This window comes from Streptomyces sp. NRRL S-1813, from assembly GCF_000719605.1.
GTDB lineage: Bacteria > Actinomycetota > Actinomycetes > Streptomycetales > Streptomycetaceae > Streptomyces > Streptomyces decoyicus.
The window spans coordinates 21,121-43,253 of record NZ_JOHB01000017.1 but is presented as its reverse complement, the minus strand read 5'-3'; the positions used below and the strand labels follow the sequence as shown (position 1 = coordinate 43,253).

Here is a 22,133-nt window from a genome sequence, read left to right as displayed (position 1 = left end):
AACAGAGCGGCGCAAAGCGCCTCGGCGAGGGACGGTGACCGGCCGGCGGATGGACGGCCGGCGACGGATGGGTGAGACGGTCTCGAAGTCTACGACTCCTGACTGACAATCGCCGGGCACCGACGAGTAGCCTCGCGCGTTGTCAGTGGCAGAACCGCGACGGGCTCCGCCACGGCTCTCCGTACCCTCTTCCGCACCTCAGGAGGCACCCAGCGATGCCGTCCCAGCACGCCCCGGCGCAGGACGCCGAGCAGCGCGGCGAGGAGATCCTCGCCGTTTTCGACACCGCCTTCGGGGAGCTGCTCGCCGCCGACCCCGCGGCCTTCCGTGTGAAGTTCCGGAAGATGGCCGCCTCCGCCTTCGCCTTCTACCGGGGCACGGCCTGTCTGTTCTACCGGGACCTGGAGGCCGCGCAGGAGGACGGCGGCAAGGACAGCGGCCCGTATCTGGACGAGCGGACCGGGCGGGTGTGGATCCACGGCGATCTGCACGCCGAGAACTTCGGCACGTACATGGACTCCACAGGCCGGCTGATCTTCAACGTCAACGACTTCGACGAGGCGTACGTCGGCCCGTTCACCTGGGACCTCAAGCGGTTCGCCGCCTCGGTCGCGCTGATCGGCTACGCCAAGGCGCTCAGCGACAAGCAGATCACCGACCTGGTGACCACCTACGCCGCCGCCTACCGGGAGCGCATCCACGCGCTGGCCTCCGGGGCGAAGAGCTCCGACCGGGACGAGCTGCCGCCCTTCACGCTCGACACCGCCGAGGGCCCGCTGCTGGGCGCGCTGCGCATGGCCCGCTCGCTGACCCGGTTCGGGCTGCTCGACTCGATGACGGAGATCCGCGACTTCGAGCGCCGCTTCGCGGCGGGCGGCGGCAGCGTCGAGCTGGACGCGGCGACCCGCTACAAGGTCCTCGCCGCCTTCGACGGCTATCTGGAGACGCTGCCGGAGTCGAGCCTGGACCGCCCGGACTCCTACCGCGTCAAGGACGTGGTCGGCCGCCGCGGCATCGGCATCGGCTCGGCCGGTCTGCCGTCGTACAACATCCTGCTCGAGGGCAACAGCGACGCCCTGGAGAACGATGTCGTGATCTACATGAAGCAGGCGCAGACCCCGGCCGTCTCCCGGCACATCACCGACCCCGGGGTCCGCGGCTACTTCCAGCACGAGGGCCACCGCACGGTGATCTCCCAGCGCGCCCTCCAGGATCACGCCGACCCGTGGCTGGGCTGGACCGAACTCGACGGCGCGGGCCAGCTGGTCGCCGAGATCTCGCCGTACGCGGTCGACCTGGACTGGTCGGACATCGACGACCCGGAGGAGATCGCCGCGGTGGTGGCCGACCTGGGCCGGGCCACCGCGACCATGCATGCGGCCGCCGACGACGAGAGCGGCCACTCGCTGGTGCCGTTCTCGACGGAGCGGGCCATCGACGCGGCCATCGCGGCCGACGAGGACGGCTTCGCCTCGCTGCTGGTGGACTTCGCGCACTCCTACGGCGCCCGCGCCCGCGCCGACCACCAGATCTTTGTGGACCTCTTCCGCAACGGCCGGATCCCGGGTCTGTAGGGGCCCGGGGGCCAGGTCCGACACCTGCCGTACGCACCGTATTTCCCGGTGCGTACGGCTTCGGGCCCCCTTAGGCACCTCTTATCCCCGCCCATGGCACACTCGGCTGCAATGGACATCTCGGCGGCACACCTGCGGGCACTGCGCGCGGCGCTCTTCACAGCGCTGTGCGTCACGCTGTCCGCGGCGTCCCATGTGCTGCTGTCCCGTATGCCGCTGCCGCTGACCACGATCGCCGCGCTCTGCGGTGCCGTCTTCGCCCTCGCCTACGCACTGGCCGGCCGCGAACGCGGCTTCTGGCGGATCGCGGCGCTGCTGATCCCCCTGGAGCTGGCCGCCGATCTGGTCTTCAGCCTGGGGCAGCACGCCTGTTACGGGGAGGCCGGCGGCCCGGTCGCCGGCCCGCTGCGCTCGCTGGGCATGGATCTGCTGTGCGGTGGCGACCCGGTCGGTGCGCCGCTGGCACAGCTGCCCCAGGACGATGCCGCGCCCGTGGTCACCTGGCTCGTACTGCTCGCGGCGCATGTCTGCACGGGACTGCTGGCGGCCGGCTGGCTGCGCCGCGGCGAGCGGGCGCTGTGCCGGCTGCTCGCCGCGGTGGCCGGCTTCGCCTTCCGCCCGCTGCTGATCGCCGTCGCGGTCATCGGCTCGGGCACCGCGGCCCGCCGGCCGGTGCCCGCCCCCGTACGGTCCGGGCACCCCGCCCGCGCCGTCCCCCTGCTCGTGCACTGTGTCGTGCGCCGTGGGCCGCCCTGCGCGCTCGCCGCGTGAGCTTTCGGCCGCGCGGCCCGCGTACGCCCGCTGAGCGCGCGTACGCCGTCGACCGCACGTATCTCCCGTCCCACGGACACCCACGGAGCAGGAACAGTCATGAGCAACCGCAACAACCAGGCCAACAAGCAGGCAGCCCGCGAGCGGCTGCGCGCCGAGCGTGAGCGGCAGGCGAAGAAGGACCGGCTGCGCAGGCAGCTGATCGTCGGCGGTGCGATCGTCGGCGTCCTGGCGATAGCCGGCGGTATCGGAGTGGCGGTCGCCAACATGGGCGGCGACGCGAAGGCCGCCAACGGCCCGCTGGTCAAGCCCGCCAACACCAGCGGCCCCAAGGGCACCACAATCGTCGTCGGCAAGCCGGACGCCAAGAACACCCTGGACCTCTTCGAGGACCCGCGCTGCCCCGGCTGCGCCGCGTTCGAGCAGACCGCCGGCGCCACCGTCGAGAAGGACATCAAGGACGGCAAGTACAAGGCCTCGTACCACCTGGGCACGTTCCTCGACAACAACCTCCAGGGCACCGGCTCCAAGAACGCGCTGAGCGCGCTGGGCGCCTCCCTCAACGTCAGCCCGGACGCCTTCCTGAAGTACAAGTACGCGCTGTACTCGAAGGAGTTCCACCCGGACGAGACCGGTCCTGACAAGTTCGCCGACGACAGTTACCTGATCAAGGTCGCCGACACCATCCCGGCGCTCAAGGGCAACGCCGCCTTCCAGAAGGCCGTCAAGGACGGCACGTACGACCGGTGGGGGCTGGAGGTGTCCAAGGCCTTCGACTCCGTCAAGGACGTCAAGAGCACCCCGACGATCAAGCTCAACGGCACGGTGCTGGGCACGGACACCCCGCAGGGCAAGGCGGCACCGTCCAGCGTGGCCGCCTTCAACTCCCTGGTGGACAAGGCGCTGAAGAAGTGACGTAGCGACCGGCTCCCCGGCCGGTCCGCCTCCGGTGTCCCTCGGCCGGCGTGCTCCGTGCACGTCGGCCGATGCCAAATCTTGACCCGGTGGTGCCGTGCACATGGCAGACTCCCGGCATGCAGGCGACGGGAGTACGCCCCCGGACCCGGCCGGCGGCCGCGCCGGGGGTCCAGCTCCGGGCGGTGCGGGCGGTGTTGTTCACCGTGCTGTGCACCACCCTGTCCGCGGCCTCCCATGTGCTGCTCTCACACGCCCCGTTGCCGCCCGCGCCGGTCGTCGCGGTCTTCGCCGGTGTCTTCGCCGCGGCCTACGCACTGACCGGGCGGGAGCGTGGCTACGGCTCGGTCGCCGCGCTCCTGGTACCGCTGGAGCTGGCCGCCGACACCGTTTTCACCGCCGGACAGCACACCTGTTACGGGGCGGCCGGCGGCCCGGTCACCGGCCCGCTGCGCTCGGTCGGCGTCGATCTGCTGTGCCGGGGCGGCGAGTTGGGCACCCCGCTGGCCCGGATGGCCGCGCACCCTGGCTCGCCGCTGCCGCCGGCCGTTCCGGCGGCGGCCCCCTGGCTGCTGCTCGCCGCCCATGTCGTGGTCGGCCTGCTCGCCGCCGGCTGGCTGCACCGCGGCGATGCCGCCCTGGACGCCCTGCTGCGCGCCGCCGCGGCCGGTGCGTTCCGCCCCCTGCTCACCGCGGTCGCGGTGGCCACCGCCGCACTCACCCCGCCCCGCCGGCGGATCCGCCCGCTGCACCCGACGGCGCCGGCCCGCCCGCTCCCCCTCCTCCTGCACTGCGTACTGCGCCGCGGCCCTCCTCGTATGGCCGCCGCCTGACCAGCCCGCAGAAGCCAGCAACACCCTCGAGGGGACGGCACCACCCATGAGCAACCGCAACAACCAGGCCAACAAGACCGCGGCCCGCGAACGCATCCGGGCCGAGCGGGACCGCCAGAAGAAGAAGGAGAAGCTGCGCCGCCAACTGACCGCGGCGGGCGCGGTGATCGGCGTCCTGGCCCTGGCCGGCGGCATCGGCTACGCCGTGATGAAGGCCAACGAGCCCAAGGGCTGGGAGGCCGCCAAGGAGGCCAAGCTCGTCACGCCCGCGCACACCCAGGGCAAGAACGGCACCGAGATCCTCATAGGCGACAAGAACGCCAAGCAGACCCTGGAGGTCTTCGAGGACGTCCGCTGCCCGGCGTGTGCGGCCTTCGAGCAGAGCAGCGGCGAGGCCCTGCTCAAGGACATCGAGGACGGCCGCTACCGGGTCCGCTTCACGATGTACACCTTCATCGACGGCGTGGGCGGCGGCGAGGGCTCGAAGAACGCGCTGAGCGCGCTCGGCGCGGCGCTGAACATCAGCCCGGAAGCCTTCTTGAAGTACAAGGCGGCGCTGTACTCGACCAAGCACCACCCCGACGAGCGCGAGGACGTCTACGGCAAGGACTCCGAACTCCTCAAGGTCGCCGCCGACGTGCCGGAGCTGGAGAACGACAAGGCGTTCGCCACGGCGGTCAAGAAGGGCACCTACGACCGCTGGGCGATGGAGATGACCGCGCTGTTCGGCCGCAAGGGCGTCAAGGGCACGCCCACGTTCATGCACGGCGACAAGAAGCTCGTGATGCCGCAGGTCCCGCAGCAGCAGATGACGCAGGTGCAGTACAACCAGCTCGCGCAGGCCAACTTCAAGAAGATGATCGACAAGGAGTTCGGCCCGGCGAAGGGCTCCGCGGACCAGGGCAAGGACGACAGCAAGGGCGAAGACGGCGGGAAGGGCATCCGCGAGGGCGAAAAGGACCCCACGGGCGCGAACTGAGTGCCTTTCGGACAACGGGAGGGCGAATTCTCGGGGTTATCGGGATTCGCCCTCCCGGGTTCGATTACCGGCCAGTAAGGTGATCGGCCGTGACCGATCATGACCAGATCTCGCGCCGCACTGCCGTCACGGCCGTAGCCGCCACCGCCGCTCTTCTGCCGTTCGCCGGCGCCGCCACCGCGCACGCCCAAGAGGCCGCGGCCCAGGGCTCGTTCTTCCAGCACGGGATCGCCTCCGGTGACCCGCTCCCCGACGGCGTCCTGCTGTGGACCCGGGTCACGCCGACCGAGGCGGCCACCCCGGGCTCCGGTCGGGGGCCGGCCACCAAGGTGAGCTGGCAGGTGGCGAGCGACAAGGGCTTCACGTCCGTCGTCGCACGGGGGACCCTGACCGCCTCCGCCGCCGCCGACCACACCGTCAAGGCGGACGTCCGCGGCCTGCACCCGGCCACCCACTACTACTACCGCTTCACCGTGGACGGGCAGCACTCCCCCGTGGGCCGGACCCGCACCGCCCCCGCCCACGACACCACGGCCGGCAACGTCCGCTTCGGCGTGGTCTCCTGCGCCAACTGGGAGTCCGGCTACTTCTCGCCCTACCGTCACCTGGCCGCCCGCACCGAGCTGGACGCGGTGCTGCACGTCGGCGACTACCTCTACGAGTACAAGTCCGGCGAATACCCGGAGTTCAAGTACGTCGTCCGCCCGCACACCCCCGCCCACGAGCTGCTGACGCTCGCCGACTACCGCATGCGGCACGGCGTCCACAAGACCGACCCGGACGCGATGGCCATGCACGCCATGCACCCGGTCATCGCCATCTGGGACGACCACGAGTTCGCCGACAACGCCTGGAAGGGCGGCGCGGTGAACCACACCGCGGACACCGAGGGCCCCTGGTCCGCGCGGATGGCCGCCGCGAAGCAGGCCTACTTCGAGTGGATGCCGGTGCGCCCCTCGATCGCCGGCACCACCTACCGCAGGCTGCGCTTCGGCACCCTCGCCGACCTGCATCTGCTGGATCTGCGGTCGTTCCGCGACGCACAGGCCAAGCCGGGCAGCGGGGAGGTCGACGACCCGAGCCGCACGATCACCGGGCGGGCCCAGCTGGACTGGCTCAAGTCCGGACTCGAACGCTCGGACACCGCCTGGCGGCTGGTCGGCACCTCGGTGATGATCTCGCAGGTCGCCTTCGGCGCCGTCCCCGCGAAGCTGCTCGGACCGCTCGCCGAGATCCTCGGGATACCCAAGGAGGGCCTGGCAATCAACACCGACCAGTGGGACGGCTACACCGACGACCGGCGCGAGCTGCTCGGCCACCTCAGCGACCGCGGTATCGACAACACCGTGTTCCTGACCGGCGACATCCACATGGCCTGGGCCAACGAGGTGCCGCTCCAGGCCGCGACCTACCCCGCCGACCGCGCGGTGGCGACGGAGTTCGTGGTCACCTCCGTCACCTCCGACAACGTGGACGACTTCCTGCACGTCGCCCCGCACACGATCTCGATGGCCGGGGTCGCCGCCATCAAGGCCGCCAACCGGCATGTGAAGTGGCTGGACATGGACTCACACGGCTACGGGGTGCTGGACGTCACCGCCGAGCGGACGCAGATGGACTATTTCGCCATCTCCGACAAAACCGACCCGCAGGCCACCAGCACCCTGCTGCGCTCGTACCTGACCCGGTCCGGCAGCCAGCAGGTGGAGCGCGCGGACCAGCCGCTCACCTAGGGCATGCCGGCCCGCGCCCGGCCGGCCGCCCGGCTCACAGCTCGGCGAGGAAGCCCAGTGCCACCTTCCAGGCGCTCTCCGCCGCCTCCGCGTCGTAGTCGGGGAGATCGGGATCGGTGAAGAGGTGGCCGGCGCCGGCGTAGCGGAAGACCTCTACGTCCGCGCCGGCCCGGCGCATCTGGAGATACCAGGCGTTCAGCCAGTCGTGCGGCTCGTACGGGTCCGGGTCGGCGACATGCAGCTGCACCGGCAGGTCGTCGGCGACGGTGCCGTCCGCGATGTCCGAGGTGCCGTGCAGCAGAAGCAGCCCGCGGGTCCGCTCGTCGCCCAGCGCGAGGTTCTGGGCGACCGAGCCGCCGAAGGAGAAGCCGGCGTAGACCAGTCCGCGGTCGGAGTAGGGCGCAACGGCCGTGATGGCGCGCTTGAGCAGCTCCTCCTTGCCGATCTCGTCCTTGATGAGAATGCCGTCCGGGACCGAGTCGGCGGTCCGGCCGTCGAACAGATCGGGGACGATCACCTCATGCCCGGCGGCGCGCAGCCGGTCCGCCGCCGCGTGCACCGCGGGACGCAGCCCGCACACCGAATGAATCAGGACAATCGTCGACAGTCCGCTGGTCGAGGACTCGGTGGAGGCCGGCACTGACATCACTTCCCTGGGGTTGGATCGATCTCCCCCCATCGTGCCAGTTACGGTCACGGGGACCGGGTACCAGCACACCACAGCCCCTCGCACCCCACGGAGGAGGAGTCTCGTGTCATTGGAGGACGTCCTGCGTCCGGTCGTCGTCATCGGCGGCGCGGTCCTGCTCACGCTCATCCTGGTCTGGCTCACCGACCGGGCACTGCGCCGGATCGATGCCGCCCATCCGGAGACACCGCTGTGGGGGCTGCTGCGCCGCTGCCGGATACCGCTGCAAGTGGCGCTCTGCGCGGCCCTCTTGCACGGCTCGTTCGGGCAGGCGGGGCTCAAGTCCGCCGACAAACACGCGGCGGGCATCGGCCAGGCGCTGACCCTGGTCCTGATCGCGGCCGCCGCCTGGCTGGTCATCCGGGCCGCGGCGGCGATCGTGGAGTCGTCGTACTCGCGCTATGCGGCGAGCGGCCGGGACGCGGCGCGGGTGCGGCGGGTACGGACCCAGGTGACGCTGATCCAGCGGGTGGTGACGGCCGTGGTGATCGTCGTCGCGGCCGCCTCGATGCTGCTGACGTTCCCGGAGATGCGGGCGGTCGGCACGTCCATGCTGGCGTCGGCCGGGCTGCTGGGCATCGTCGCCGGTATCGCCGCCCAGTCCACGCTCGGCAATCTCTTCGCGGGGCTCCAGATCGCGTTCGGCGACATGGTGCGGATCGGGGACACCGTCGTCGTGGACGGCGAGTGGGGCACCGTCGAGGAGATCACGCTGACCTTCCTGACCGTACGGACCTGGGACGAGCGCCGGATCACCATGCCGGTGTCGTACTTCACCGGCAAGCCGTTCGAGAACTGGTCGCGCGGCGGTGCGCAGATGACCGGCACGGTGTTCTTCCACCTCGACCACGGCGCACCGGTGGAGAAGATGCGCCAGCGGCTGCTGGAAATCCTCCAGGAGTGCCCCGAGTGGGACGGCAGGTCCTGGAGCCTGGTGGTCACCGACACCACACCGTCCACGATCGTGGTGCGCGCGCTGGCCACCGCCCGGGACGCGGACACCCTCTGGACGGTGCGCTGCGAGGTCCGCGAGCGGATGCTGGAGTGGCTACAGGCCGAGCACGCCTACGCGCTGCCGCGGATCAGCACCTCGCCGGCGCCTACGGGCTCCCCCGTGCTCGACCGGGGCCGGGAGCCGGGCCCGGAGTCCGCGCGGGGCTGAGCCCCACCGGCCCCACCGGCCCCACTGGCCCTACCCACCCCGCTCCCCCGTCACGGCCTCACGGCGCGCCCCGCAGGCTGCGCATGTCCAGATGCCGCAGCACCCGGTCGACGATCTCCGGGTCGGCGCCCGGTTCACTGCGCGCCGCCAGCACCTCGTGCCGGGCGGCCGAGAGCATCTCCCCCTGGATGCGCTGCACCTTCTTCAGCCGGGTGATGCGCTTCTCGAAGAGCTCGCGCCGCTCGTCGTCGACGATGTCCGGCGCGATACGGGCCCCGATGTCGTGCGCCCGGCGCGCCAGCTGGTCGGTGACCTCGTCGGGCAGCTCCTCGACCTCCAGGATCTCCTTCAGCCGCCGCTTGGACGCCTTGATCACCCGGATCGCCAGCTCCCGCTCCAGCGCGTCGACGGCATCGGTGTCGGCCCGAACCCGCAGCCTGCGCACCAGCCAGGGCAGGGTGAGGCCCTGGATGAGGAGGGTGCTGAGCACCACCGCGAAGGCGATGAAGAGGATCTCGTCGCGGACCGGGAACTCACCGCCGCCGTCGATGCTGTACGGGATGGCCAGCGCCAGCGCCACCGAGGCCACCCCGCGCATCCCCGACCACCACATGATGAGCGTCTCCCGCCAGCTCATCGGGATCTCCTCGTCGTAGTCGCGGCGCTTGTGCATCCGCTTGGCCAGCCAGGCGGCGGGCAGCAGCCACAGCAGCCGGACGCCGACGACCACCCCGACGACGGCGGCGCCGGCCCCGAGCAACTGGCCCCAACGGTGGGAGGCCGCCCCGAAGATGTTGTGCAGCTCCAGGCCGATCAGCCCGAAGGCGACCCCGGTGACGAGGGTGTCGACGACCTCCCAGAAGGTGTAGCCGGCCAGCCGGCCCATCACATCGTCCGGATCGACCGCATACTCGGCCAGGAAGAGCGCGCAGGTCAGCACCGCGAGCACACCGGAGCCCCGGAACTCCTCGGCCAGGACGTACGCGACGAACGGCACCAGCAGCGTCAGACCGATCTGGAGCGTCGGGTCGCCGAGCAGCCCCATCAGCTTGTTGGTGAGCCAGCCGAGCCCCAGGCCGACCGCTATGGCGACGACCGCGGAGAGCACCAGCGAGCCGACCGCGGCGGGCACCGAGAAGGTTCCGGTGACCGCCGCGGTGAGCGCGACGTGGTAGAGCACGATGGCGGTGACATCGTTGAACAGCCCCTCGCCCTCCAGGATCGAGACCATCCGGCGGGGCAGCCCGAGCTTGCCGGCGACGGCGGTCGCGGCCACCGGGTCGGGCGGGGCGACCAGCGCACCGAGCACCACCGCGGCGGCCACCGGCATACCGGGCACCACCGCCTGGGCGACGGCGGCGACCGCGGCGGTGGTGGCGAAGACCAGTGCCACGGCGAGCAGGAAGATCGGCCGGAGGTTGGCGGTGAACTGCCGCCAGGAGGTGCGCTGCACGGCCGCGTAGAGCAGCGGCGGCAGCACCACCGGCAGGATGAACTCCGGCGGTACCTCGACGTTGGGGACGAACGGCAGCAGTGCCAGGACGCCACCGACGAGGGTCATCAGCACCGGTGAAGGGAGTCCCAGCCGGTCGCCGACCGGAACCATGACCACGGCTCCGAGCAGAAGGACGAACATCAGAGCCAGCTGGTCCACGGTGGCTACGCTCCGGGGTCGGATTCGATCACTTTCCGACCCCAGCGTGCCACGGCACCCGCGGTTGCCCGCCGTATCGGCTCCCGCAGGATGCCCGCCGCGTCAGTTGCTCTCGTCCCGGACGGTGTCCAGGGCCTTCTGGAGATCGTCCGGGTAGGCGCTCTCGAACTCGACCCAGCGGCCGTCGGAGGGGTGCTCGAAGCCCAGCCGCATGGCGTGCAGCCACTGCCGGGTGAGGCCGAGGCGCTTGCCGAGGGTGGGGTCGGCGCCGTAGGTCAGGTCGCCGACGCAGGGGTGGCGGTGCGCGGCCATGTGCACCCGGATCTGGTGGGTGCGGCCGGTCTCCAGCTTGATGTCGAGCAGGCTGGCCGCGCGGAACGCCTCGATGAGGTCGTAGTGCGTGACGGACGCCTTGCCCTCGGCCGTCACTGCCCACTTGTAGTCGTGCTGCGGGTGCCGGCCGATGGGGGCGTCGATGGTGCCGCTCATCGGGTCCGGGTGGCCCTGGACCAGGGCGTGGTAGCGCTTGTCGACCGTGCGCTCACGGAACTGCTGCTTGAGCAGGGTGTAGGCGCGCTCCGACTTGGCAACCACCATCAGGCCCGAGGTGCCGACATCGAGGCGGTGCACGATGCCCTGGCGCTCGGCGGCACCGGAGGTGGAGATGCGGTAGCCGGCCGCGGCCAGACCGCCGATGACGGTCGTTCCCGTCCAGCCGGGGCTGGGGTGCGCGGCGACGCCGACCGGCTTGACGATCACGACGATGTCGTCGTCGTCATGCACGATCTCCATGCCCTCGACGGGCTCCGCGATGATCTCCACGGGCGGCGCGGCCTGGGGCATCTCGACTTCCAGCCAGGCGCCGCCGCTCACCCGCTCGGACTTCATCACCTCGGAACCGTCGACCCGGACCTTGCCGGCGGCGGCGAGTTCGGCCGCCTTCGTACGGGAGAAGCCGAACATCCGGGCCAGCGCAGCGTCGACGCGCTCGCCCTCCAGGCCGTCCGGTACGGGCAGGGTGCGGATCTCGGGAATGGTGCTCACCCCACGAGTATGGCAGTCCCACCACGGTGCCCTGCCCGGCGGCCGGGACCCGGACGGCCCCGGCCCTTCCGGCCCCCGGTCAGTCCTTGTGGACGGTCCCGTCGGGGTCCAGTCCGCGGAAGGAAAGGATCACGATCAGGATGCCGCCGCAGACGATCCCGGAGTCGGCGAGGTTGAAGACCGCGAAGTGCGCCGGGGCAATGAAGTCGACCACCGCGCCCTCGAAGACCCCCGGCGAGCGGAACAGCCGGTCGGTGAGGTTGCCGAAGGCGCCGCCGAGCAGCAGCCCGAGCGCGATCGCCCAGGGCAGGCTGTAGAGCTTGCGGGCGATCCGGATGATCACCACGATCACGACCGCCGCGATGATGGTGAGGAAGATCGTCAGCGCCTCGCCCATGCTGAACGCGGCCCCGCGGTTGCGGATCACGGTGAACTGGAGCAGCGTCCCGATGACCTCGATGGGCTCGTGGTGCTCCAGCTTCGCGACGACCAGCACCTTGCTGCCCAGGTCGAGCAGGTAGACGACGAGCGCGACCAGCAGCAGCGCGCCGATCCGCCGCTTGCCGCGGCCGCCCGGTTCCGGCTCCACCGGACCTCCCCCCTCGGAGCCCGTCGTGGGATCCGCTCCGGTACCCGGCTCGGGTTCCGGCGTACCGGTGATGCGTTCCGCCTCTGCCACGTGTGAGTCCCTCAGCCCTTTGTGTACACGGCCGGGCCGTGCCCGGCTGAACCACGAGAGTACGGCACATGCGTACGGTCGCGGGCGGTCCGGGTGCGGCCCGCGACAGGGCCTGTCTTCAGCGGCGCTCCTCTTTCTGCTTGCACTCCACGCACAGCGTCGCGCGCGGGAAGGCCTGCATCCGCGCCTTGCCGATGGGGTTGCCGCAGTTCTCGCACAGCCCGTAGGTGCCCGCGTCCAGCCGGCCGAGGGCGCGCTCGGTCTGGTGGAGCATCTCGCGGGCGTTGGAGGCGAGCGCCATCTCGTGTTCGCGGGTGATGTTCTTGGTGCCGGTGTCGGCCTCGTCGTCGCCCGCTCCGTCGCCGGAGTCGCGCATCAGCCCGGCGATGGCGTCCTCGGCCGAGACGATCTCCAGCCGCAGCCGGGCCGTCTCCTCCATCAGTTCGGTACGCGCCGCGGCGACCTCCCCGGGCGTCCAGGGGTCCTCGCCCGGCCGTACGGCGAGCTCTCCCGGCGCCGCGGCCACCCGGGCCATGGGCACCGCGGAGTCGTCGCCGTGTGCCTTGGCCGTTGCGGCCGCAGTCTTTTTCGCCGCCACCGTCTGGGCTCCCGTCTTCTCCGCGGGCACCGCGGCCGTCCTGGCCGGAGCCTTCTTCACGGTCTTCTTCGTGGTCTTCTTTGCGGTCTTCTTCGCGGCCGCCTTCTGCGGCGCCGCCTTTTTGGCCGTGGTCTTCACCGGCGTGGTCGTGCCGGCCGCCGTCTTCTTGGCCGCGGCCTTCTTCGGAGCCGCCTTTTTCGGTGCAGGTTTCTTCGCGACGGCCTCGTCGGCAGGCGTCGTGCTCTTCTCCGCGGCGGTCTTTTTCGCCACCATGGCCGCGACCCCTTCACCTATGTGACTTTGTTCGCGAATCGTGACGGGAACGATAAATCGCCGCACGCCACGCGGCAACGGGACGCACCGCCCTCCCGGTCCCACCACCCGGCCCGGGACGCCCGGTCTGTCTCGGTTGTGCCCCGCTCCCCGGCCGGTAATCCGCCGGTCGGCACGGCACCCACCCGCTCGCCATTCGGGTCACGGCGCGCGCCCGGACGCGGCGCGGCGCGGAGCCCGGACGCGGCGCAGCGAGGGGCCGGGACCCTGACCCGACGAGGACCGGGACGCGGCACGGCGGGAGAGCGGGCCCCCGTACGCCGCCGGTGGCCCGGCCCGCCCCCCCGCTGCCGTAAATCCGGTCGGCCGGTGTCGGCACGGCCCCGTACACTGGGCCGAGCGAGAGGCATTGATGGGACGAGTAGCGTCGTACGCAGCCAGGAGCGACCCGGGGACGGTGGAAGCCCGGGGGCGTGCACGACGTGAAGATCACCCCGGAGCCGCCGGAAGAAAGCCCGTGGATCATCCCCGGGGCGAGTAGAACCGGCAGCGCGACCCCAATGAGGGGGCGGTGGATCCTCACCGCCAAGGAGGGTGGTACCGCGGGAGCACGCTCTCGTCCCTCCGGACGGAAAACACAGCAGGTGTCCGCCGGAGGAAGCCCCCGATGAGTCCGCAGCCCCAGTACCGCCAGGTACCCGCCCAGGTAGACCTCCCCGCCCTCGAGCATGCCGTGCTCGAGTTCTGGCAGGAACAGAAGATCTTCGCCCGCACCCTCCAGCAGTCCGAGGGACGGCCCGAGTGGGTCTTCTACGAGGGCCCCCCGACCGCCAACGGCATGCCCGGCGCGCATCACATCGAGGCGCGCGTCTTCAAGGACGTCTTCCCCCGGTTCCGCACGATGCAGGGCTACCACGTCGACCGCAAGGCCGGCTGGGACTGCCACGGCCTCCCGGTCGAGCTGGCCGTGGAGAAGGAGCTGGGCTTCAACGGCAAGAAGGACATCGAGGCGTACGGCATCGCCGAGTTCAACGCCAAGTGCCGCGAGTCGGTGACCCGCCACACCGACGCCTTCGCCGAGCTCACGACCCGTATGGGCTACTGGACCGATCTGGATGCCCCGTACCGCACGATGGACCCCGACTACATCGAGTCGGTGTGGTGGTCGCTGAAGGAGATCTTCAACAAGGGCCTGCTGGTCCAGGACCACCGCGTCGCCCCCTGGTGCCCGCGCTGCGGCACCGGCCTGTCGGACCACGAGCTGGCCCAGGGCTACGAGAACGTCGTCGACCCCTCGGTCTTCGTCCGCCTCCCGCTGACGTCCGGCCCGCTGGCCGGCCGGGCCTCGCTGCTGATCTGGACGACCACCCCCTGGACCCTGGTCTCCAACACCGCCGTCGCCGCGCACCCCGACGTCACCTATGTCGTCGCCACCGACGGCAGCGAGCAGCTGGTCGTCGCCGAGCCGCTGCTGGAGAAGGCCCTCGGCGAGGGCTGGACCGCCACCGGTGAGTCCTTCACCGGCCGCGAGATGGAGCGCTGGGCCTATGAGCGCCCGTTCTCCCTCGTGGAGCTGGAGGGCGCCAACATCGTCGTCAACGCCGAGTACGTCACCACCGACGACGGCACCGGCCTCGTCCACCAGGCCCCGGCCTTCGGTGAGGACGACCTCAGGACCTGCAAGGCGTACGACCTGCCGGTGATCAACCCGGTCCGCGCGGACGGCACCTTCGAGGAAGAACTCGCCCTGGTCGGCGGCCAGTTCTTCAAGAAGGCCGACGAGGCGCTGGTCGCCGACCTCGACGCCCGCGGTCTGCTCTTCCGGCACCTCGCCTACGAGCACAGCTACCCGCACTGCTGGCGCTGCCACACCGCACTGCTCTACTACGCACAGCCCTCCTGGTACATCCGCACCACCGCGGTCAAGGACGCCCTGCTGCGGGAGAACGAGCGCACCAACTGGTTCCCCGAGTCGGTCAAGCACGGCCGCTTCGGCGACTGGCTCAACAACAACATCGACTGGGCGCTGTCCCGCAACCGCTACTGGGGCACCCCGCTGCCCATCTGGCGCTGCGAGGAGAACCACCTCACCTGCGTCGGCTCGCTCACCGAGCTGACCGAGCTGACCGGCACCGACCAGTCCGGCCTGGACCCGCACCGCCCGTTCATCGACGAGATCACCTTCGCCTGCCCGACGTGCCAGGGCACCGCGACCCGCGTCCCGGAGGTCATCGACGCCTGGTACGACTCGGGCTCGATGCCGTTCGCGCAGTGGGGCTACCCCTACCGCAACAAGGAGCTGTTCGAGAAGCGCTACCCGGCGCAGTTCATCTCCGAGGCCATCGACCAGACCCGTGGCTGGTTCTACACGCTGATGGCCGTCGGCACGCTCGTCTTCGACAAGTCCTCGTACGAAAACGTGGTCTGCCTCGGTCACATCCTGGCCGAGGACGGCCGGAAGATGTCCAAGCACCTGGGCAACATCCTCCAGCCGATCCCGCTGATGGACCAGCACGGCGCCGACGCGGTCCGCTGGTTCATGGCCGCCGGCGGCTCGCCGTGGGCCGCCCGCCGGGTGGGCCACAGCACCATCCAGGAAGTCGTCCGCAAGACGCTGCTGACGTACTGGAACACCGTCGCCTTCCAGGCGCTGTACGCCCGTACGTCCGGCTGGGCACCCTCCGCGGCCGACCCGGCCCCGGCGGACCGCCCGCTGCTGGACCGCTGGCTGCTCGGCGAGCTGAACACCCTGGTCGAGCAGGTCACCGAGTCGCTGGAGTCCTTCGACACCCAGCGCGCCGGCAAGCTCCTCTCCTCCTTCGTCGACGACCTCTCCAACTGGTACGTCCGCCGCTCCCGCCGCCGCTTCTGGCAGGGCGACGCGGCCGCGCTGCGCACGCTCCACGAGGTCATCGAGACCGTCACCCGCCTCATGGCGCCCCTCACCCCGTTCATCACCGAGCGGGTCTGGCAGGACCTGGTCGTCCCGGTCGCCCCGGAGGCGCCGGCGTCGGTCCACCTCACCAGCTGGCCGGCAGCCGACCGCGCGCTCATCGACCCGGCGCTGTCCGGCCAGATGCAGCTGGTGCGCCGGCTGGTCGAGCTGGGCCGGGCGACCCGCGCCGAGTCGGGGGTGAAGACCCGCCAGCCGCTGTCCCGTGCGCTGGTCGCGGCCCATGGCTTCGCGGGCCTGTCCGAGGACCTGCGGGCGCAGATCGCCGAGGAGCTCAACGTCAGCTCGCTGGCCTCGCTCTCGGAGGTGGGCGGCTCCCTGGTCGACACCACTGCCAAGGCGAACTTCCGTGCCCTGGGCAAGCGTTTCGGCAAGGGCGTCCAGGCGGTCGCCAAGGCCGTCGCCGCCGCGGACGCCGCGGCCCTCTCGCTCGCCCTGCGCGAGGGCACGGCGAGCGTCGAGGTCGACGGGGAGACCGTCTCGCTCGCCCCCGACGAGGTCATCATCACCGAGACCCCGCGCGAAGGCTGGTCGGTGGCCTCCGACTCCGGCGCCACGGTCGCCCTCGACCTGGAGATCACCCCGGAGCTGCGCCGGGCGGGCCTGGCCCGCGACGCGATCCGGCTGATCCAGGAGGCCCGTAAGAACAGCGGCCTGGACGTCGCCGACCGGATCGCGCTGCGCTGGCAGTCCACCGACGAGGAGGTGCGCACGGCGCTGGCCGACCACACCGGCCTGATCTCCGACGAGGTGCTCGCCGAGGAATTCACCCCCGGAGAGGCGGACGGGTCCTACGGCACCGCGTTCACCGACGAGAGCCTGGCCCTGACGTTCCAGCTGCGCAAGGCGTAACCGCCCCCGCGGTCACCACGGCGTACAGAGCCCCCCGGCGCAGCCCGCGCCGGGGGGCTCCGCCGTTTCCGCGGAGGTACCCGGACGGGGCGCACAAGTGCACACAAAAGGGCCGGGCCCCGAAGGAATGTTCCCTCGGGGCCCGGCCCTGATTGCCGACTGTGCGCGCTACGCGGACGTCAGTTGTCGTCCTCGTCGATGAGGAAGCCGCGCATCGGCGACGGCGTCTGCTGCATCGGCTGCGGGCTCTGCGGCCGCACCGGAGCCATCGGCTGGGTCATCGCCGGCGACATCTGCTGCTGGCCGCCGTAGGACGGACCACCGTTGGACTGGCCGGCCATGGAGTGGTTGCCGCCCATCTGCTGACCGCCACCCATGGTGTGGTTGCCGCCCATGGCACCCGCACCGGCCGACGCCATCGACGGCGACGGCGGCAGCGAAGCGGCGGCCGGCGTCCGCGGCGGGGCCAGCGAGTCGTCCGCCTGGTTCTCCAGCTGACGCAGCTGGCTCTCCAGGTAGGACTTCAGCCGCGTGCGGTACTCGCGCTCGAAGCCGCGCAGGTCCTCGACCTTGCGCTCCAGCGTCGCGCGGGCCGACTCCAGCGAGCCCATCGCCACGCGGTGCTTCTCCTGCGCGTCCCGCTCCAGCGCGTCGGCCTTGGCGCGGGCGTCCCGCTCCAGGCCCTCGGCACGGCTGCGCGCCTCGCCGACGATCTTGTTGGCCTCGGAACGGGCCTCCGCGATCGCCTGGTCGGCGGTCTGCTGTGCCAGCGACAGCACGCGCGCGGCGCTGTCACCACCGGGACCACCCTGCTGGCCGCCCTGGGGCAGCTGCTGCGGTCCGCCGGGGCCGCCCATCGGGCCACCCATCGGACCGCCGGGGCCCATCGGACCGGGGCCGTGCGGGCCCTGCGGACCGGGGCCGTGGCCACCGGGACCGGGAGGCAGCTGCGGTGCACCACCGGGCAGTTGGGGCGGGCCACCCATCCCCTGCTGCTGCGGCGGCACCGGCTGCGGACCGGATATGGCGGCGGGCACCGGAGACCCGGGCCGCTGCTGCTGCTCCTGCTGCTGCTGCTGGTCCGGTCCCTTGCGCAGACCCTGCTGCTGCTGGTTCTGCGCGGCGGCGCGGGTGGCAGCGGCCAGCTTGGCGCGAAGGTCCTCGTTCTCCCGCAGGAGCCGGGTCAGTTCGGCTTCGACCTCATCGAGGAAGGCATCGACCTCGTCCTCGTCATAGCCTTCTCGGAGGCGGACGGTCGTGAACTGCTTGTTCCGCACGTCCTCGGGGGTCAACGGCATCTCTACTTCACCTCAACGTAGTCGTCGGCAATCGGCAAGACCGTATCGTTCACACCAACAACACCGACCTCACGACGGTGATCAGGATGTACACGATGATCATCAATACGAAGAAGGACAGGTCGAGCGCCACGCCCCCGAGACGCAGCGGCGGGATGACCCGCCGCAGAAGCTTGAGTGGCGGATCAGTGACAGTGTAGGCGGCCTCAAGAACGACCACCATCGCCTTGCCGGGTTGCCATGAACGGGCGAACTGGAAGACATAGTCCATCACCAGCCGGAAGATCAACACGATCAGGAAGCAGTACAGCGCGATGTAGATCACCTGACCAAAAACACTCATCTCGCGCGTCCCTCTCCCCTTGCCTTGCTCCTGTGTTGGCCTTACGGCCTCGGTGTGCCCGGTGTTGCGTCTCAGCTCTGGTTGAAGAACCCACCCTCTGCGATACGGGCCTTGTCCTCCGCCGTGACATCGACGTTAGCAGGAGACAACAGGAACACCTTCTGCGTCACCCGCTCGATACTGCCGTGAAGACCAAACACCAAACCGGCCGCAAAGTCGACAAGTCGCTTCGCGTCGGTGTCATCCATCTCCGTCAGATTCATGATCACCGGAGTGCCCTCACGGAAGTGTTCCCCGATGGTACGGGCTTCGTTGTAGGTCCGGGGGTGCAGTGTGGTGATGCGGTAGGGCTCCCGCTCGGACACAACCTTGGGCATGATCACCGGTGCGTTCTTCTCCAGATTTGGGCGTTCGGGTGTGATGGATGCCACGGGGGCGATTCGCGCGGGTCGTCCGCTTTCCGCGGCGAGCGGGGCCGGTTCACGTTGCGCCGGAGGCGTCACGGCACGGACGGGTTCCTCCCGTTCCGGGGGAATTTCGGCCTGCACCTGGTGCTGTTGACGCCGCCCTCGATCGGGTTCCGGGTCAAGCTCGGGCTCGAACTCGTCATCGGGGTCGAACCCCCGGCCGTCGTACCCATCGTCCTCCACGAGGCCGAGGTAGACCGCCATCTTGCGCATCGCGCCGGCCATTCTCTGCGTCCTCCGCTCTGTGGTGGATCGGCTCCGTCACCAGGGGCCTTGGATCCACTCGGCCTGCCCGCTTTTTGCGGGAATGACCATATTTTGTGCTGTGGTCCGACTTGCTTGGCGACGTTACCGGAGCCGTGGTCTGACTCCGAGTACCGCAGTGCCGACGCGCACATGTGTCGCCCCGGCCGCCACAGCGTCTTCGAGGTCCGCGCTCATGCCTGCTGACACCATGTTGGCAGCAGGATGTGCGGCGCGCAGGTCGGATGAGATTTCCATGAGCCGTTCGAAAGCGGCGAGTTCACGTCCGGCATACGGCCCGGCCAGCGGCGCAACGGTCATCACACCGTCGAGCCGCAGACCCTGGCCCCCGGCGATCACCTCGGCGAGCGCCTCGACGCCGTCGGGCGCCACCCCGCCGCGCTCACCCCGCTCCCCCGACTCCGCGTCGAGCGCCACCTGGATCAGACAACCCAGTTCACGCTCGGCACGCACCGCTTCCTTGGAGAGCGCGGTGACGAGTCGAGCCCGGTCGACGGACTGAACAATTCCGGCATAACCGGCCACAGACCGCACCTTGTTCGTCTGGAGCTGACCAACGAAGTGCCAAGTAAGGGGCAAATCAGCACATTCAGCGGCCTTGGGCGCCGCCTCCTGATCGCGGTTCTCCGCGACCTGCCGCACCCCCAGCTCCGCGAGCAGCCGGACATCGCTCGCGGGGTAGGTCTTGGTGACCACGATCAGGGTCACCTCGTCACGCGGCCGGCCGGCCCTGGCGCATGCGGCGGAGATACGTTCCTCCACCTGTGCCAGGTTCTGCGCCAGTTGCGTCTTGCGGTCGTCGGTCACAGCTCGGCCTCCCCCAGCCGCGGGCCGGGGGTGTCCCCGAGCCATACATAGCTCGCGAGCCGTCCCGTCGTACGGTCGCGCCGGTAAGAGAAGTGGTCGGCGGATTCGAGGGTGCAGATGTGGGGATCCTCACGCACCGGCACGCCCGCCGCGGCGAGTTGGGCCCGTACCCCCGCGGTGACGTCCACCGCAGGAGTGCCCCAGCTGGTCGTCGCACGGGCCTCGGGCACCGCCGCGGCGACATCGGAACGCATCGCCTCGGGCACCTCGTAGCACCGCCCGCAGATCGCCGGTCCGGTGTACGCGACGATCCGCGCCGGCACCGCGCCCCGCTTCACCATCGCCTCGACGACCGCCGGGACGACCCCGGCGACCAGACCGGGCCGGCCGGCGTGCGCCGCCCCCGCCACCCCGGCGACCGGATCGGCCAGCAGGACCGGGGTGCAGTCGGCGGTCAGAACGGCCAGCGCCAGGCCCCGGCGGTCGGTCACCACCGCGTCCACAGCGGGAACGTCGTCGCCGTACCAAGGCCCGTCGACCACCGCGACGTCCCGGCCGTGCACCTGGTTCATCCAGACCACCGCGGCCGGGTCGAGGCCGAGTTCCACGGCGGCGCGGATGCGGTTGGCGCGTACGGCCTGCGGGTCGTCGCCGACCGCACCGCCCAGGTTGAGCTGATCGTACGGAGCGGCGCTCACCCCGCCCCACCTGTCGGTGAAGGCGAAATGCGCGCCGCTCTCGTGGTGCTGTTGCCCTATCACTTCGGTGCTTCGGTCACTTCAGGAAGTCGGGGACGTCCAGTTCCTCGGCCGCGGAGTCCGAGTACGGACGGGCCGGAGGAACCTGCGGGGCGCTCGACGGAGGCGACGGGACCTCGCCCAGCGCGGAGGATTCGGCCGGGGCCGGCTCCTCGTCCCGTACGGGCACCGAACCCAGTCCGCCGAAGGACGACGAACGCGGCTCCGGCGGAGTGGCCGGACGGCTCGGGGCCGGGGCGGGCTCCTCGCGCTTCTGGGACGACAGCGCGGACTGCGCATCGCGGCGGGCCGGCGGCTGACCGCCGTCGAAGCCCGCGGCGATGACCGTCACCCGGACCTCGTCGCCCAGCGCGTCGTCGATGACCGCGCCGAAGATGATGTTGGCTTCCGGGTGTGCGGCCTCGCTGACCAGCTGTGCGGCCTCGTTGATCTCGAAGAGACCGAGGTCGGAACCGCCGGAGATGGAGAGCAGCACCCCTCGGGCGCCGTCGATGGAGGCCTCCAGGAGTGGCGAGGAGATCGCCATTTCCGCGGCGGCCACCGCGCGGTCGTCGCCCCGTGCGGAGCCGATGCCCATGAGCGCGGAACCCGCCTCCGACATCACGGACTTGACGTCGGCGAAGTCGAGGTTGATCAGGCCCGGGGTGGTGATCAGATCGGTGATGCCCTGAACACCCGACAGCAGCACCTGGTCCGCGGACTTGAACGCGTCGAGCACGCTCACCTGACGGTCCGAGATGGACAGCAGCCGGTCGTTGGGAATCACGATGAGGGTGTCGACCTCTTCGCGCAGCTGGGCGATGCCGTCCTCAGCCTGGTTGGCACGGCGGCGTCCCTCGAAGGTGAACGGCCGGGTGACCACACCGATCGTCAGGGCGCCCAGCGAGCGGGCGATGTTGGCGACGACGGGCGCACCGCCGGTGCCGGTGCCGCCGCCCTCACCCGCGGTCACGAAGACCATGTCGGCCCCCTTGAGGACCTCCTCGATCTCCTCGCGGTGGTCCTCGGCCGCCTTCCGACCCACATCCGGGTTGGCGCCGGCTCCGAGTCCGCGCGTCATTTCGCGGCCGACGTCGAGCTTGACGTCGGCGTCGCTCATCAGCAGCGCCTGCGCATCGGTGTTGATCGCGATGAACTCGACGCCCTTGAGCCCGACCTCGATCATCCGGTTGATGGCGTTCACGCCACCGCCGCCGATGCCGACGACCTTGATGACTGCGAGGTAGTTCTGCGGTGCTGCCACGTCGAAGGCCTCTCGCCTCGAGTTACGTGTCGTCGCCGCACGTGCTGTGGACGCCGACTGATGCCGATGGGACGGTTCGTATCGCCGACCCGAACCCTAACGTTGAAGTTTAGGGTTACCTGTGTCTGTGTTCCTTGGTTCCATAGTCCCTTTGGAACGAGACACTAAGTCGACAAGGCGCGCCCGTTCAACGAACACGCCGAACCTCCCGTTTTTCTTTTCACCCTATGTGATCACCCATAGTC

Annotated in this window: 19 protein-coding genes; 8 read left to right on the top strand and 11 right to left on the bottom strand. The window is 70.5% G+C overall.

The window, feature by feature from the left end:
* The first annotated feature begins 215 nt into the window (after nucleotides 1-215).
* The 6 genes from IF67_RS0123140 (at nucleotide 216) to IF67_RS0123115 (ending at nucleotide 6,805) form a co-directional block, all read left to right on the top strand.
* Entirely contained in the window at nucleotides 216-1,574 is a 1,359-nt protein-coding gene (locus IF67_RS0123140; RefSeq protein WP_030988615.1) for a DUF2252 domain-containing protein, read from the top strand.
* Between the two features lie 111 nt (nucleotides 1,575-1,685).
* Nucleotides 1,686-2,345 (top strand): hypothetical protein, encoded by a 660-nt coding sequence (locus IF67_RS0123135; RefSeq protein WP_030988612.1) that lies wholly within the window; start codon nucleotides 1,686-1,688, stop codon nucleotides 2,343-2,345.
* Between the two features lie 99 nt (nucleotides 2,346-2,444).
* On the top strand, nucleotides 2,445-3,260 hold the full coding sequence (locus tag IF67_RS0123130) for a thioredoxin domain-containing protein (RefSeq protein ID WP_030988610.1): 816 nt from the start codon (nucleotides 2,445-2,447) through the stop codon (nucleotides 3,258-3,260).
* A 119-nt stretch (nucleotides 3,261-3,379) separates the two neighbouring features.
* Nucleotides 3,380-4,093: a hypothetical protein gene (locus IF67_RS0123125; RefSeq protein ID WP_051818471.1), complete on the top strand. Its 714-nt coding sequence runs from the start codon at nucleotides 3,380-3,382 to the stop codon at nucleotides 4,091-4,093.
* A gap of 46 nt (nucleotides 4,094-4,139) precedes the next feature.
* Nucleotides 4,140-5,072 carry a thioredoxin domain-containing protein gene (locus IF67_RS0123120; protein ID WP_030988606.1) on the top strand — a complete coding sequence of 311 codons (933 nt, stop codon included), beginning with the start codon at nucleotides 4,140-4,142 and terminating at the stop codon, nucleotides 5,070-5,072.
* Between the two features lie 89 nt (nucleotides 5,073-5,161).
* Nucleotides 5,162-6,805, top strand: a complete 1,644-nt coding sequence (locus IF67_RS0123115) for an alkaline phosphatase D family protein (RefSeq protein ID WP_030988604.1) — start codon at nucleotides 5,162-5,164, stop codon at nucleotides 6,803-6,805.
* A 34-nt stretch (nucleotides 6,806-6,839) separates the two neighbouring features.
* Here IF67_RS0123115 and IF67_RS0123110 read toward each other — a convergent pair whose 3' ends face one another.
* Nucleotides 6,840-7,451: a dienelactone hydrolase family protein gene (locus IF67_RS0123110; protein WP_199812770.1), complete on the bottom strand. Its 612-nt coding sequence runs from the start codon at nucleotides 7,449-7,451 to the stop codon at nucleotides 6,840-6,842.
* A 112-nt stretch (nucleotides 7,452-7,563) separates the two neighbouring features.
* Here IF67_RS0123110 and IF67_RS0123105 point away from each other — a divergent pair, with 112 nt between their 5' ends.
* Complete coding sequence (locus tag IF67_RS0123105; RefSeq protein ID WP_051818469.1) at nucleotides 7,564-8,655, top strand: mechanosensitive ion channel family protein; 1,092 nt, start codon at nucleotides 7,564-7,566, stop codon at nucleotides 8,653-8,655.
* Nucleotides 8,656-8,713: 58 nt separating this feature from the next.
* On the opposite strand, the gene IF67_RS0123100 is transcribed toward IF67_RS0123105, so the two are convergent.
* The 4 genes from IF67_RS0123100 to IF67_RS40830 all read right to left on the bottom strand — a co-directional run bounded on the left by IF67_RS0123100 (nucleotide 8,714) and on the right by IF67_RS40830 (nucleotide 12,903).
* Nucleotides 8,714-10,291, bottom strand: a complete 1,578-nt coding sequence (locus tag IF67_RS0123100) for a Na+/H+ antiporter (protein WP_420708709.1) — start codon at nucleotides 10,289-10,291, stop codon at nucleotides 8,714-8,716.
* A gap of 120 nt (nucleotides 10,292-10,411) precedes the next feature.
* A complete protein-coding gene (locus IF67_RS0123095; RefSeq protein WP_030085886.1) occupies nucleotides 10,412-11,353 on the bottom strand; it encodes an RluA family pseudouridine synthase in 942 nt (313 codons plus the stop codon).
* A 79-nt stretch (nucleotides 11,354-11,432) separates the two neighbouring features.
* The gene (gene lspA / locus IF67_RS0123090; protein ID WP_030988595.1) at nucleotides 11,433-12,032 is read right to left on the bottom strand and encodes a signal peptidase II; all 600 of its coding nucleotides are present in this window, start codon (nucleotides 12,030-12,032) and stop codon (nucleotides 11,433-11,435) included.
* Nucleotides 12,033-12,150: 118 nt separating this feature from the next.
* Entirely contained in the window at nucleotides 12,151-12,903 is a 753-nt protein-coding gene (locus IF67_RS40830) for a TraR/DksA family transcriptional regulator (protein ID WP_063754381.1), read from the bottom strand.
* 667 nt (nucleotides 12,904-13,570) lie between these two features.
* Here IF67_RS40830 and ileS point away from each other — a divergent pair.
* Nucleotides 13,571-16,708: an isoleucine--tRNA ligase gene (gene ileS / locus IF67_RS0123075; protein ID WP_030988592.1), complete on the top strand. Its 3,138-nt coding sequence runs from the start codon at nucleotides 13,571-13,573 to the stop codon at nucleotides 16,706-16,708.
* Between the two features lie 179 nt (nucleotides 16,709-16,887).
* Here the strand turns inward: ileS and IF67_RS0123070 are convergent, their stop codons facing one another.
* The 6 genes from IF67_RS0123070 to ftsZ form a co-directional block, all read right to left on the bottom strand.
* Nucleotides 16,888-18,006: a DivIVA domain-containing protein gene (locus tag IF67_RS0123070; RefSeq protein ID WP_030988590.1), complete on the bottom strand. Its 1,119-nt coding sequence runs from the start codon at nucleotides 18,004-18,006 to the stop codon at nucleotides 16,888-16,890.
* A 49-nt stretch (nucleotides 18,007-18,055) separates the two neighbouring features.
* Nucleotides 18,056-18,349 carry a YggT family protein gene (locus tag IF67_RS0123065; RefSeq protein WP_006606159.1) on the bottom strand — a complete coding sequence of 98 codons (294 nt, stop codon included), beginning with the start codon at nucleotides 18,347-18,349 and terminating at the stop codon, nucleotides 18,056-18,058.
* 71 nt (nucleotides 18,350-18,420) lie between these two features.
* Entirely contained in the window at nucleotides 18,421-19,041 is a 621-nt protein-coding gene (locus IF67_RS0123060; protein WP_030988586.1) for a cell division protein SepF, read from the bottom strand.
* Nucleotides 19,042-19,164: 123 nt separating this feature from the next.
* Nucleotides 19,165-19,932: a YggS family pyridoxal phosphate-dependent enzyme gene (locus tag IF67_RS0123055; protein ID WP_051818463.1), complete on the bottom strand. Its 768-nt coding sequence runs from the start codon at nucleotides 19,930-19,932 to the stop codon at nucleotides 19,165-19,167.
* Nucleotides 19,884-20,648 carry a peptidoglycan editing factor PgeF gene (gene pgeF, locus IF67_RS0123050; protein WP_030988582.1) on the bottom strand — a complete coding sequence of 255 codons (765 nt, stop codon included), beginning with the start codon at nucleotides 20,646-20,648 and terminating at the stop codon, nucleotides 19,884-19,886. Before pgeF ends, IF67_RS0123055 begins: the two co-directional genes overlap by 49 nt.
* Nucleotides 20,649-20,661: 13 nt before the next feature.
* On the bottom strand, nucleotides 20,662-21,888 hold the full coding sequence (gene ftsZ, locus IF67_RS0123045; RefSeq protein WP_030988581.1) for a cell division protein FtsZ: 1,227 nt from the start codon (nucleotides 21,886-21,888) through the stop codon (nucleotides 20,662-20,664).
* Nucleotides 21,889-22,133 lie beyond the last annotated feature (245 nt).